Source organism: Gemmatimonadales bacterium, from assembly GCA_036279355.1.
GTDB lineage: Bacteria > Gemmatimonadota > Gemmatimonadetes > Gemmatimonadales > GWC2-71-9 > DASQPE01.
Map to the genome: position 1 here is coordinate 1 of DASUJH010000028.1, position 12,334 is coordinate 12,334.

Annotated in this window: 11 protein-coding genes; 9 read left to right on the forward strand and 2 right to left on the reverse strand. The window is 70.6% G+C overall.

Translation table 11 applies throughout. The features are described from left to right. From VFW66_07515 to VFW66_07540, 6 genes are all read left to right on the forward strand, one after another. On the forward strand, positions 1-827 hold an 827-nt coding region (locus tag VFW66_07515; GenBank protein ID HEX5386526.1), incomplete at its 5' end, for a ParB/RepB/Spo0J family partition protein. Positions 828-934: 107 nt separating this feature from the next. Then, positions 935-1,768, forward strand: a complete 834-nt coding sequence (locus VFW66_07520) for a dienelactone hydrolase family protein (GenBank protein HEX5386527.1) — start codon at positions 935-937, stop codon at positions 1,766-1,768. Positions 1,769-1,792: 24 nt separating this feature from the next. Then, positions 1,793-3,409 carry a M1 family metallopeptidase gene (locus tag VFW66_07525; protein ID HEX5386528.1) on the forward strand — a complete coding sequence of 539 codons (1,617 nt, stop codon included), beginning with the start codon at positions 1,793-1,795 and terminating at the stop codon, positions 3,407-3,409. After that, positions 3,399-4,181: a hypothetical protein gene (locus VFW66_07530; GenBank protein HEX5386529.1), complete on the forward strand. Its 783-nt coding sequence runs from the start codon at positions 3,399-3,401 to the stop codon at positions 4,179-4,181. The genes VFW66_07525 and VFW66_07530 overlap by 11 nt, the downstream gene beginning before the upstream one ends. Positions 4,182-4,290: 109 nt before the next feature. After that, complete coding sequence (locus VFW66_07535) at positions 4,291-5,433, forward strand: saccharopine dehydrogenase C-terminal domain-containing protein (protein HEX5386530.1); 1,143 nt, start codon at positions 4,291-4,293, stop codon at positions 5,431-5,433. After that, positions 5,420-6,022, forward strand: a complete 603-nt coding sequence (locus VFW66_07540; GenBank protein HEX5386531.1) for a thioredoxin family protein — start codon at positions 5,420-5,422, stop codon at positions 6,020-6,022. Before VFW66_07535 ends, VFW66_07540 begins: the two co-directional genes overlap by 14 nt. Here the strand turns inward: VFW66_07540 and VFW66_07545 are convergent. Further along, positions 6,019-7,248 (reverse strand): BamA/TamA family outer membrane protein, encoded by a 1,230-nt coding sequence (locus VFW66_07545; protein ID HEX5386532.1) that lies wholly within the window; start codon positions 7,246-7,248, stop codon positions 6,019-6,021. The two genes, VFW66_07540 and VFW66_07545, sit on opposite strands and share 4 nt — an antisense overlap. Before the next feature lie 88 nt (positions 7,249-7,336). Between VFW66_07545 and VFW66_07550 the strand changes: the two genes are divergently transcribed. Continuing rightward, positions 7,337-8,395 carry a hypothetical protein gene (locus VFW66_07550; GenBank protein ID HEX5386533.1) on the forward strand — a complete coding sequence of 353 codons (1,059 nt, stop codon included), beginning with the start codon at positions 7,337-7,339 and terminating at the stop codon, positions 8,393-8,395. 301 nt (positions 8,396-8,696) lie between these two features. On the opposite strand, the gene VFW66_07555 is transcribed toward VFW66_07550, so the two are convergent. After that, positions 8,697-8,858 (reverse strand): hypothetical protein, encoded by a 162-nt coding sequence (locus VFW66_07555; GenBank protein ID HEX5386534.1) that lies wholly within the window; start codon positions 8,856-8,858, stop codon positions 8,697-8,699. Positions 8,859-9,566: 708 nt separating this feature from the next. Here VFW66_07555 and cimA point away from each other — a divergent pair. Both cimA and VFW66_07565 read left to right on the forward strand, forming a co-directional pair. Then, positions 9,567-11,126, forward strand: a complete 1,560-nt coding sequence (gene cimA / locus VFW66_07560; GenBank protein HEX5386535.1) for a citramalate synthase — start codon at positions 9,567-9,569, stop codon at positions 11,124-11,126. A gap of 77 nt (positions 11,127-11,203) precedes the next feature. Then, a complete protein-coding gene (locus VFW66_07565) occupies positions 11,204-12,262 on the forward strand; it encodes a YsnF/AvaK domain-containing protein (protein ID HEX5386536.1) in 1,059 nt (352 codons plus the stop codon). Positions 12,263-12,334: the final 72 nt, after the last annotated feature.

A 12,334-nucleotide genomic window follows, 5' to 3' on the forward strand; every position in this document is an offset into this window, starting at 1 on the left:
CCGGCGACGGCGGTCGCGTGCTCGCCGCGTATCGCGATCCGCTCGGCGGGCACTGGCAGGTGCTTGCGGCCCTCCCGATCGACCGCGTCGAGCCCACCCCGTACCAGCGCGACCTTTCCGAGCCCCACGTCGCCCGCCTCGCGGACGCGATCGAGCGGCTCGACCGCTTTCTCGATCCGGTCGTCGCGGTACGCACAGCGGACGGCCGCTACTGGACGCCCAACGGCAATCACCGGCTCGCCGCGCTCCGACGGCTCGGCGCCCGCGCCGTCGTCGCGCTCGTCGTGCCCGAGCCCGAGGTCGCCCACCGCATCCTGCTGCTCAACACCGAGAAGGCGCACAACCTGCGCGAGCGCGCGCTCGAGGTCTCGCGCCTCGCCGAGAGCCTGGCCGCGCTCGACGACCGGCCCGAGCGGGAGTATGCCATCGAGTTTGAGGAGCCGTCGCTCCTCACCCTCGGTCTCTGTTATCAGCGGAACGGGCGCTTTGCCGGCGCCAGCTACCACCCGGTCCTCAAGCGCGTCGAGCAGTTCCTCCCCAACCGCCTCTCGCGCGCGCTCGAGATTCGCGCCGAGCGGGCCGAACGACTGCTCGAGCTGGATGCCGGCGTGAGCGAGGCGATGGCGCGGCTCCGCGAGCGCGGCTTCGACAGCCCGTACCTCCGGGCGTTCGTCGTGGCACGGATCAATCCGCTCCGCTTCAGGCGGGGCGCCAAAGCCGACGTGGACGAGACGATCGAGCGGATGCTCGCCGCGGCACGCCGGTTCGACGCGGGCAAAATCCGCGCGGACCAGGTGGCGACGGCCGGCGGTGCCGCGGAGGAGTGAGCGCGCCAGAGGCCCCGCGAGGCGAGCCTGGACCCTCGCCGCGATCCACGCGAGATTGCGGGCCACCCCACCCGCAATGCCGCGGCGCCAGGTTCCCGGAGGTCCGTATGACCGCTCGCCGTCGTCGATCCCGCCAGTTCCAGCCGCTCACCGGGGCGGCATCCCACGTGCTCGTCGCCGCGATCGCGCTCGCCGTGGGTGCCGCCGGCGCGTACGGCGTGCGTACCGGCCAACGGCTCGATCCGGTGACGACGCACGGCGAGTGGGTCCACATCAAAACCTCCAGCGGCGACTCGCTCCGCGCGTACGTCGCATATCCCGAGCGGAAGACGAAGGCGCCGGCGATGATCGTGATCCACGAGATCTTCGGCCTGAGCGACTGGGAGCCGACCGTGGCCGACCGGCTCGCCAAGAACGGCTACGTGGCGGCCGTGCCCGACCTGCTCTCGACAAAGTACGGCCGCTCGCCCGCGAGCCCCGACTCGGGCCGCAAGCTCGTGGCCGAGCTCGAGCCCGACCGGATCACGCGGGACCTCGACGCGACCTACGCCTACCTCAACGGGCGCACGGGGGTGGAGCGGGACAAGATCGGCGTCATCGGCTTCTGCTGGGGCGGGGGCCAGAGCTTCCGCTACGCGACCAACAATCCGCACCTCCGCGCCGCCGTGGTCTGCTACGGCCCGGCGCCCGACACCGCCGCCATGCGCCGCATCAAGGCGCCGGTCCTCGGCATCTACGGCGAGAACGACGCGCGCATCACCGGCGCGCTGCCCGAGGTGACCGCCGCGATGAACGCGCTGGGGAAGAGCTACACGCCGGAGGTGTTTCCCGGCACCGGCCACGGCTTTCTGAGGCCGGGCCGCCAGGGATCGGATGGTCCGGAGGTCGAGCGCGCGTGGACGCGGATTCTCCAGTTCCTCCGCGCGAGGCTCGGCGGCTAGCGGGCGCGCTCGGCACGCCCTCTCATGTTTTCCATTCTTCTCCTGCAGGCCGCCGCCGCGGGCGCGGGGGCGGGCGCGGCGCTCGCCGCGGGGGCGGACACGGCGCTCCCCACGCAGGACGCCATCCACTACGACGTGACGCTCGCACCGAGCGACAGCGGCCGATATCTCGAGGGCTCGGTCGAGACGCGCTGGCGGCTCCGCTTGCGGGGGCCGATCACGCTGGCGCTCGACTCGGCGATGGAGGTCGTGCGCGTGCTGGAAGGCGGCCGCGCCGGGGAATTGCATCGCGTCGCGTGGCGGCGCGAGAGCGACCGCCTCGTGATCCCCGACCAGAGCGCGCCGGGCGACACCATCACCACCCGCGTCGAATACCGCGGCGAGCCGCGCGAAGGGCTCGTCTTCCGCGGCACCGGGCGCAACCGCACCATCTTTGCGGACAACTGGCCGGACCGCGCCCACGGCTGGCTCCCGGTGCAGGACCATCCCTCCGACAAGGCCTCGGTGAGCTTTCACGTGGAGGCGCCGATTGCAGACGAGGTGATCGCGAACGGGACTCTGCGCGGCGTGGACACGCTGCCGCGGGGCCGCGCGGTGTGGAGCTACGACATGCCGCGGGACATTCCGGTGTACACGATGGTGATCGGCATCGCCCGGTTCGCGGTGACCCCGCTGCCGGACGCCGCCTGCAAAGTCCGCTGCGTCCACCAGAGCGTGTGGACCGCGCCGGCCGACTCGGCGTTCGCGCTCGCGGGGCCGTTCCGCCGGGTTGGAGAAATCGTCGACTTCTTCTCGCGACTCATGGGACCCTTTCCGTACGCGTCGCTGGCGCACGTCGAATCGAGCACCGAGTTCGGCGGAATGGAAAACACCACCGCGATCTTCTACAACGACAGCCTCTATCGCGCCCGCAGGCTCGGCGAGCAGACGGTGGCGCACGAGACGGCGCACCAGTGGTTCGGCGACGCGGTGACGGAGCGCGACTGGCACCACCTCTGGCTCTCGGAGGGCTTCGCCACCTATCTCGCGGCAATGTGGGGCGAGCACGCGGCCGGCGCGGATGGGCCCGCGGTGCTCGCGGACGAGATGCGGCGCGCGGCCGGGCAGTACTTCGCGTCGTCCGTCGTGGATCGACCGATCCTCGATCCGTCGGTGCGCGATCTGCTCTCGCTGCTCAACGAGAACAACTACCAGAAGGGCGCCTGGGTGCTGCACCAGCTTCGCGGCATGATCGGAGACTCGGCGTTCGCGGCGGGACTCCGCGGCTATTACCGCGCGTACCGCGACAGCACCGCGCTCTCGGCCGACTTCGCGCGGGTGATGGGCGAGGCCGCGGGGCGCAATCTCGACTGGTACTTCACCCAGGCGCTGACCCAGCCCGGCTATCCGGTGCTCGATGTGCGCTGGCGCTACGACGGCGGCCGGCTCGCGCTCACGATCCGGCAGACGCAGCCGGCCGAGTGGGGATTGTACCGGATGCCGGGGCTCGAGATCGTAGTCGATGGCCGGCCGATCAGGGTGGACGTGGATGGCCGCGAGACGCGGCGGGTTGTCGACGGAATCGCGCGGGCGCCGGCCGCGGTCGAGGTGGACCCGCATGCCTGGTGGCTGCTCAAGGCCACGGTTGCGCGTGAGGGGTGACGCGGCGCTCGCACTGCTCGCGCTGCTGGCGGCGTGCTCCACCGGAATCTCGCCGTTCCGGGGGCGCGCCAGGATCGGGCGCGACGCCTACGCCGTCTTTGTGGGCGACGCGCCCGGCAATCGGACCGACTTGTTCGGCGTGCGCGCGGACGGCGGCGAGGTCGTGCAGATCACCTTCAGCAACGTCGCCGAGACGGCGCCGGCGCTCTCGCCGGATGGTTCGGTCGTCGCGTTTATCCGCCAGCACTCGCTCGGCGACTCGGCGCGCGCCGACGTCTGGGTCATGAACCTGCTGAGCGGCGCCGAGCGCGAGCTGCCGCTCGGCGCGGATGCGGCGCGGCCCGAGCGCGTGGGGTGGTGGGACGACGGCCGGGTGATCTACGTGCGGGCCGGTGCCGAATTGTGGCGACTGGACGCGCCGCCCGCGCCGCCCGCCGCGCGTCCCGTGGCGCCGGCCAAGCGGGCAGCCGCCGACTCGAGTCTCGCCGTGTGGCTCGGCGCGCCGCCCTTCGCGCGGGTGGTGGCGTGCGGCGATTCGCTCTGCGCCCAGGGCGACAGCGGGCGAGCCGCGGCCTTTGCAGCAGGCCACGACCCGGTGCGCTGGGGGCCGGACTCCGTGGGCTATGTAGTCGATGGAAGGCTGGTGATCCGGCCCGACGGCCCGGGGCACGGCCGGCCCATGGAATGGACCGGCGCCCCCGCGCACCCGCGCCAATTCACGTTTTTTCCAGGGCTTCGCTCAACCGACGCGGGGCCGCAGGCGCCGCCGTGATCCTGCGCGCGCATCGAGCGCGAGCGCGCCGCGCGAGTTGAAGCGGGTAGACGCTTCGAGGTACATTCCGAGGCTCCGTCCGATCCCGAACGCCACCGAGATGCGCGCCATGAAGATGCTCGTCCTCGGAGCCGGCCTCCAGGGCTCCGCGTGTGCTTACGATCTGCTGCAGAACCGCGCCGTCGAGCGCGTCACGCTCGCCGACCTCCGGCTCGACCCGCTGCCGCCGTTTCTCCAGGGCGACTGGGGCGGACGGCTCTGCCGGCTCTCGCTCGACGTGACCGATCGCGCCGCGGTGCGCCGCGCGATGGCGGGTCACGCAGGCGTGCTGAGCGCCATTCCCTACTACTACAACGGCCCCATGGCCGCAGCGGCCGTCGAGAGCGGCTGCCATTTCGCGGATCTGGGCGGCAACACCGAGATCGTCTTCGAGCAGAAGAAGCTCGACGCGGAAGCGCGCAAGAAGGATCTGTCGATCATTCCCGACTGCGGGCTCGCCCCCGGCATGGTGAACATCCTCGCGGCCGAGGGGATCCGGCGCATGGATGCCACCGAGCGGGTGAAGATCTTCGTCGGCGGCCTGCCGCAGCATCCGGAGCCTCCGCTCAATTATCAGATCGTGTACTCGCTCGAGGGCGCGCTCGACTACTACACCACGCCGTCATGGGTGCTGCGCGGCGGCCGGCGGGTGCAGGTGGACGCGCTGAGCGAAATCGAAATGGTGGATTTTCCGGCTCCGGTCGGCCGGCTCGAGGCATTCCATACGGCGGGTGGCATCAGCACGTTGCCGTTCGCCTACGAAGGCCGGGTGGACGTGATGGAGTACAAGACGCTGCGCTACCCGGGCCATGCGGCGATCATGCGGCCCATCCGCGAGTTGGGCCTGCTGGACAACGCGCCGATCGATGTCAAAGGCGAGCGGGTCGTACCGCGCGACGTGTTCATCGCGGCGGTGCACCCCAAGCTGTTCAAGCCGCGCGAGCGCGACGTCGTGGCGCTGCAGGTGGAAGTGACCGGCACGAAGGACGGCCAACCATCCCGCGCGCGGTTCCGGCTGCTCGACTTCTACGACGCGGAGCAAGGGATCAGCGCCATGATGCGCACCACCGGCTATTCGCTTTCGATCACGGGCCAGATGCAGGCGGACGGCCGGATTTCCGCGCATGGCGTGCGCACGCCCGACGAGGCGGTGCCGTTCCGGGCCTACGTGGACGAGCTGGGGGCGCGCGGGGTAAAGATTGAAGAGCTCTGATGCCGGCGCGCCCGCGCTCGACTTTCCGTCGCTCTGGAACAAGGCGCTCACCTACGACGGCTTCGTGCACGCGAGCGATCTCAAGCACCGCGGCTTGTGGGAGGGGCTGCACCGACTCGCCCGCATCCCCGACTGGGCGCTCGCCGCGGTCCCTCCCGATGCGGGGCTCCGGTTGCTCGTGCTGGTCGAAGACTGGTGCGGCGACGCGTCGAACACCGTGCCGGTGCTCGCCCGTCTGGCCGAGGCCGCGCCCGGGGTCGAGCTGCGGGTGCTACGGCGCGACGAATACCCCGCGGTGATGGATCGGTATCTCACCAACGGGTCGCGCTCGATTCCGGTGGTGATTGCGCTCGACGAGCACTTCCGCGAGCGGGGACATTGGGGTCCGCGGCCCACGATGCTCCAGGCCTGGGTGATGGCGCAGCGCGCGGCCGGCGCGCCGAAGGAGTCGATTTACCCCGAGGTTCGCCGCTGGTATGCCCGCGACCACGGCGAGACCACGCTGGACCAGGTGCTCGCGGCCGCCGGGTTTCCGGCACATCCGGCCGGGCACGAAGCGCCGCCGCTTCCGCCGATCGGTCCCGCCTAGAACATCCAGCCGTACCCAAAGGTGAATCGGGTGCCGTCGGGCCCGCGCGCGAGATTCAACGTGAACGCCATCGTGCGCAGGAAGCGCACGCCGGCGCCGAGGCCGCCGCCCACCTTCACACCGTCGGTGGTGAGGCGGAAGTCGGTATCCTCGAAGACCCGCCCGGCATCGACAAAGCCCACCAGCACCAGCGCTCCGAGCGCGCCCTCGGGCCCGAACGACTTCACCTCCTGGCGCACCTCGAAGTTGCCGAGCAGCACGCCCTTGCCCGCGAACCGGCCGCTTTCGATGGCGCGGAGCGAAAACTGGCCGCCGAGCACGCCGACGGGACGCTCCCAGGCGGGAACTTCGAACCGAGCATCGAGCGTCGGTTCGCCGAAGAGTTGGGAGCCAAGGAGGCGCGCGGCGACGACGGTGCCGCGGCGCACCGGCAGCCACCCGCGTAGCACCGCGTAGAGCCGTTCGTAGTTGCCGCCGCCGTTCGCCACCTGGCCGCCGGCTTCGAGCAGCGCGCCGCTCGTGGTGTTGTACTCGTTGTCGCGCAGGTCGAGCACGAGTGCCGCGCGCGCGGAGGCGTCGTCCTGGCGGAGCACGTCGCCGAAAGTTTCGCGGAACACCGTGGGGCCCTGATCCTGCGCCGAGAACTTGACCGATCGCACGTCGCCCTGCACGGCCAGGAGCAGCGGGCCGACGATCTGGCGGCTCACCTCGAGCTGGCCGCGATACACGGTGCGGTTCACCCGGTAGAAGAGCGGCTGGGCGTCGTTCACGGCGTCGGGATCGTTGGGCGTATCGTTGCCGAGCCCGAAAAAGCCGAACCGCGCCTCGCGCACCGCCGCGCCGAGAACCGAGAAGCGCCAGCCGCGCACGAGCCGCGGCGCGCGAAATTCGGCCCGCGCGAACTGGGTGCCGTGAAAACCGGCTGCAGCGTCGAGGGTGAGCGACGCGCTGGTGGTGACTCGTGCTTCGTACGGCGCGGCCTCGGCGTAGCGCACGCGGGCCCCGATGAGCGGGCCGTCGTTGGCGAGGCCGCTCAGAAACGGGAAGTAACTCAGGCGCCACGGCACGTCGAGATTGGTCCAGGTGGACTCAGGAGCCTCGGCCGATGCGAAAGTCGAGTCGGTCGGCGCCGGCTGCTGTGCCGGCAGCGCGGCGGGACCAAGCGCGGCGCCAAGGGCGAGCACGGCGGATGCGCGGGCGAGCGGGACGAAGCGGTGCAAGGGCATCGCGTGGGTCTCGTAATCGAAGGTGACGCGCGTCGCTTGCCGCGCGAATTGCTCGCCTCTAGTTTATCAGCCTTCCCCACCGCCACCCATGGCACACCGGCCGCGACTCGATCCCGCCATCTTCAACCTGCCGGTCGAGCCGATCCGGGCCGGATACTACTCGGATCGCTACTTCGTGCGCGCGCGCGAGGTGCTGCTGGCCGACGATTATCACCCGCGCGTCACCATGCAGGTGTTCGGCAAGGCGCCCGCGTTTCTCGGCGGCGTGGACGAGGCGATCGCCATCCTCAAGCTCGGCGCGATCGAGTGGAGCGACCTGGAGGTGTGGGCGCTCTACGATGGCGATGAGGCGGCACCGTGGGAGACGGTAATGCTGATCGAAGGCCCCTATGACGCTTTCGCGCACCTCGAGACGCTCTACCTTGGCGTGATCGCGCGACGCACGCGGGTCGCCACCAACACGCGCCGCGTGGTCGAGGCCGCGGCACCGAAGGGCGTGATCTTCTTCCCGGCGCGGCACGATCATTGGCTCATGCAGGCGGGCGACGGCTATGCGGCGGACATGGCCGGCGCCACCGGCGTCTCGACCGACGCGCAGGCGTCGTGGTGGCAAAGCCGGGGCGTCGGCACCGTGCCGCACGCGCTCATCGCCGCGTACGGCGGCGACACCGTGCTCGCGACCCGCAAGTTCTCCGAGTACGTCGGGCCCGACGTGCAGGTCGTGGCGCTGGTGGACTTCGACAACGACTGCGTGGGCACTTCGCTCGCTGTGGCCGACGCGCTCGGGCCCCGGCTCTACGGGGTGCGGCTCGACACCGGCGAGCTGATGGTGGACCGCTCGCTCTGGCACGAGCTGGGGCAGATGACGCCGACGGGGGTGAATCCCGCGCTCGTATGGAACGTGCGGCGCGCGCTCGACGCCCGCGGCCACGGTGCGGTGCGGATCGTCGCCTCGGGCGGATTCACGGTAGAGAAGATCCGGGACTTCGAACGCCAGGGCGTGCCGGTGGATGCGTACGGGGTGGGTTCGGCGCTCTTTGCCGGAACCTACGATTTCACGGCTGATATCGTGCTCGTCGATGGAACGCCGTGCGCCAAGGCCGGCCGCGAGTACCGGCCGAACCCGCGGCTCGAGCGGGTACAATGATCGGCGTCGGCCGTGGTGGGCAACGCTGCATCGAGACGTGTGACCCACCGCACAGCGGCCCCTCCGGGGTCCCGTATCTTCACCCTTGGCGAGAGTAAAGGCTGGCTGGCGACATGCGAGACGTCCGAACCAGCCCTCGGCCCCCAAAGCCCTGCGGCCGGACGAGCTGACCAATCCCTTTGCTTTCGCTGTAATCCCTTCTCAACCCCCTTCGCAACATCTATCTCGCGGGAACGGGCGCTTCGCGCCCGTTCCACCCACCTTTCCTGCAGTCCGGCGTGTGGCGCGTGGCACAATTACGTCAGCGACGGATGTTGTCGAGGAGCGCAGGAAGGTCGAGACTGAGAGCCGGGCGCGCCCGGTCGGGGCGCCACTCGAGGCGCTCGGCGAGGATTTCGGGACGCTCGTCGCCGGCTCGCCAGCGCTCGACGACGTGCGCATCGAGATAGAGCCCGCGCTTCACGATCCGATCGGCGGGCGGAGCTCGGCGAGAGGATCTCGACGGCAAGGATCAGCCGCTCGAGGTCCCGCCAGGTTTGCGGCCGCTGCTCCGTGGTCCACGTGATCACGAAGAGATCCGGCTGGACCATGGTACGGAAGTCGAACTCTACGTCAGGGGGTGAAAAGACGATCTCGGCACGATCGAGCCCAGCGACGTATTCACGTAACGCATCGTAGAGCGCCGCCAGCGCGCGCTGGTGGGGAAATCCAGGCGCCGGCGTCACGAGCAACTCCCCGTCGACCACTTCGTACCGCTTTCCGTCGTCGGGACGCTCGCGCACCCGCTCCGCGGTCCACTCGCCGGTGGTACGAGCCATACGCATAAGCTGCATCCTCCAAACGCGCGGGCGCAACTCGGCATGGCACACGCTACGCTGCGCCCTGGCGCCGGCCTACAGCGGCATTGCGCGCCCGGCATGAAACACCGCCGCCCCATTGACGCCGCCCCGCCCGCTGCTACAATTGCATGATCATGCATCGCCACGCAGAGCCCATCCGGGGCTGCATCCGAATCATCCGGCCCATCCGGCTCCCCCGGGAGGCGGCGTGCTGACGCGCGGGTAACCGAGCCCGCTGAGCGATGTCAGACGCGGCCTCCCGATCGGGAGGCCGCGTTCGTTTTCACCCAGAAGCACGCGCCGGCCGCGGCGCACGGGAGACGAGCGCACCAATGACCGCCATTCGCCTCTACGACACCACGCTGCGCGACGGCGCCCAGCGCGAGGGCCTGTCGCTCTCGGTGGGTGACAAGCTCAAGATCGCCCACCTGCTGGATGCACTCGGCGTGCACTACATCGAAGGCGGGTGGCCCGGCTCCAACCCCAAGGACGCGGCGTTCTTTCGCCGGATCGGCGAGGCGGGGCTGCGGCACGCGCGCGTGTCGGCGTTCGGAAGCACGCGGCGCGCCGGCATCCGCGCGGAGGACGATCCGAGCCTCCGCGCGCTGGTCGAGGCCGAGACCCCCGTGGTCACTCTCGTCGGCAAGAGCTCGACGCTGCACGTGGACCGGGTGCTCGAGACCAGCCGCGACGAGAACCTGCGCATGATCGGCGACAGCGTCGCCTTCTTCAAGCAGCTCGGCCGAGAGGTGATCTACGATGCCGAGCACTTCTTCGACGGCTGGGCACTCGATGCCGAGTACGCGCTCGCTACGATCTGCGCGGCCGGAGATGCGGGGGCCGACTGGGTGGTGCTGTGCGACACCAACGGCGGCGCGCTCCCCGACACCATCGCCGACACCATTTGCCGCGTGCGCGACCGGTTCGCCACGCCGCTCGGCATCCATCCGCACAACGACGCCGGGCTCGCCGTGGCCAACGCGCTCGCCGCCGTGCGGGCCGGCTGCCGCCAGGTGCAGGGCACGATCAACGGCTACGGCGAGCGGTGCGGCAACGTGGATCTGGTGCCGGTGGTCGCGAATCTGCAGCTCAAGCTGGGCCACCCGGTGCTCGCGCCCGAGCAGTTGCGCCGGCTCTCGGAGGTGTCGCGCGTCGTCGCGGCCGTGGCGAACCTCAATCCGGATGCGCACGCGCCGTACGTCGGCCGGAGCGCGTTCGCGCACAAGGGCGGGATCCACGTAGCGGCCGTCGCCAAGCTGCCGGAGAGCTATCAGCACACCGACCCGGCGCTCGTCGGCAACGAGACGCGCATCGTAGTGAGCGAGGTGGCTGGGCGCCGGAACGTGCGGCTCCGTGCGGAGGCGCTGGGCCTCGATGCGCGCGCCGTGGAAACCGCCGTGCTCGAACGCATCAAGCAGCTCGAGCACCGCGGCTTCCAGTTCGAGGCGGCCGACGGCTCGTTCGAAATGCTGCTGCGCCGCGCCGCGCCCGGCTACGCGCCGCCATTCGAGCTGCTCGACTTCACAGCCATCGTGGACCGCCAGGGGGGCCGCATGCCGATGGCGCGCGCCATGGTGAAGCTCCGCATCGCCGGCGAGGTGATGCACACCGCGGCCGAAGGCGAGGGGCCGGTGAACGCGCTCGACCGGGCGCTCCGGAAGGCGCTGGTGCCGCACTTTCCCGCGCTCGACGAGGTGCGCCTCGTCGACTACAAGGTCCGCATTGTGGACGATCACCTGGGCACGGCGGCGCGGCCGCGGGTCATCGTCGAGTCGGCCCGCGGCGCGGAGCGATGGAGCACGATGGGCTGCTCGGAGAACATCATCGAGGCGAGCTGGCTCGCGCTCTGGGACAGCCTCGAGCTGCCGCTGCTCAGGGCTCAATCGATGTGAGCGTCGTCACGCCTCCGTCGCGCACCGCGGGATAGCTTGCCTTCCCGTTTTACCCTCCAGCGACGGAGCAATGCACCATGACAGCAAAGGACACCCTGGGCTCGACCACGGGCCGCACGGCGGTCGGCCTCTTCCGGAACCGGGCCGATGCCGAAGCGGCCATCCGGTATCTCAAGGACGCGGGCTTCACCGACGAGCAGATCGGCGTCGCGATGCGCGACCGCGACGAACAGCGCGACCTCATCGACCAGACCGGTGCCAACACCAGCAGTGGCGCCGCGACCGGCGCGGTGAGCGGGGGCATCGTGGGAGGCCTGATCGGACTCCTGGGCTCGCTGCTTATCCCGGGCGTCGGGCCCATTGTGGTGGGCGGCGTGCTCGCCTCGACGTTGGTGGGCATTGGGGCCGGCGCCGCGACCGGCGGAATCATCGGCGGGCTCATCGGAATGGGCGTCTCCGAGGAGGACGCCCGCTACTTCGACGCGGGATTCCGGGAGGGCGGCGTGCTGGTTTCGGTCACCGCGCCGGCGCGGATGGGCGATGCCGTCAACATCCTGAGTGACCACGGCGCGGACCTGGGTCCCTCACGCGTGCTCAACCGCGAGGCGGCCACGCCACGGGCCGACCAGTTTGCCCACGGCGCCGTCGCGGCCCGCGCACCCGCGACCGATCGCGAGGCGATAGAGCTGCGCCAGGAGGAGTTGGATGTCGAGAAGCGCCGGGTCGAAGCGGGCGAGGTCCATCTTCGGAAGGAAGTCGTGACCGAGCAGCGCACGATGGACGTGCCGGTTTCCCACGAGGAGGTGGTGATCGAGCGGCGCCCCGCCACCGAGCGCACGGCGGCCAGCGGCGAGCTGGGCGAGGGAGAGGATATCACCGTCCCACTGCTGGAAGAGGAGGTAGACGTCCGGAAGCGGCCGGTCGTGCGCGAGGAGGTCAACGTTCGCAAGCAGCAGGTGGGGGGAACCCAGCACATCGATGAGCCGCTCCGCCGCGAGGAGTTACGCGTGGAGAGCGAGGGCGACGTGACGATCCGGGGCGCGGGGGCCAGATCCCCGTACGGCGGCCCCGAGCGGCGCCAGCGGGCCGGGCGGAAGTACCGCGGACCGGAGCGGCGCCAGGAGGCGACGCCGTAGCGGCGCCAGGAGGCGACGCCGTAGCGGCGCCAGGAGGCGACGCCGTAGCGGCGCCAGGCTACTACGCCTGCC

Bases quoted from the DNA above. Each gene is read 5' to 3' on its own strand.
- VFW66_07545 (HEX5386532.1), bottom strand. From the start codon at position 7,248: ATGCCCTTGCACCGCTTCGTCCCGCTCGCCCGCGCATCCGCCGTGCTC.
- VFW66_07550 (HEX5386533.1), top strand. From the start codon at position 7,337: ATGGCACACCGGCCGCGACTCGATCCCGCCATCTTCAACCTGCCGGTC.
- VFW66_07520 (HEX5386527.1), top strand. From the start codon at position 935: ATGACCGCTCGCCGTCGTCGATCCCGCCAGTTCCAGCCGCTCACCGGG.
- VFW66_07565 (HEX5386536.1), top strand. From the start codon at position 11,204: ATGACAGCAAAGGACACCCTGGGCTCGACCACGGGCCGCACGGCGGTC.
- cimA (HEX5386535.1), top strand. From the start codon at position 9,567: ATGACCGCCATTCGCCTCTACGACACCACGCTGCGCGACGGCGCCCAG.
- VFW66_07535 (HEX5386530.1), top strand. From the start codon at position 4,291: ATGAAGATGCTCGTCCTCGGAGCCGGCCTCCAGGGCTCCGCGTGTGCT.
- VFW66_07525 (HEX5386528.1), top strand. From the start codon at position 1,793: ATGTTTTCCATTCTTCTCCTGCAGGCCGCCGCCGCGGGCGCGGGGGCG.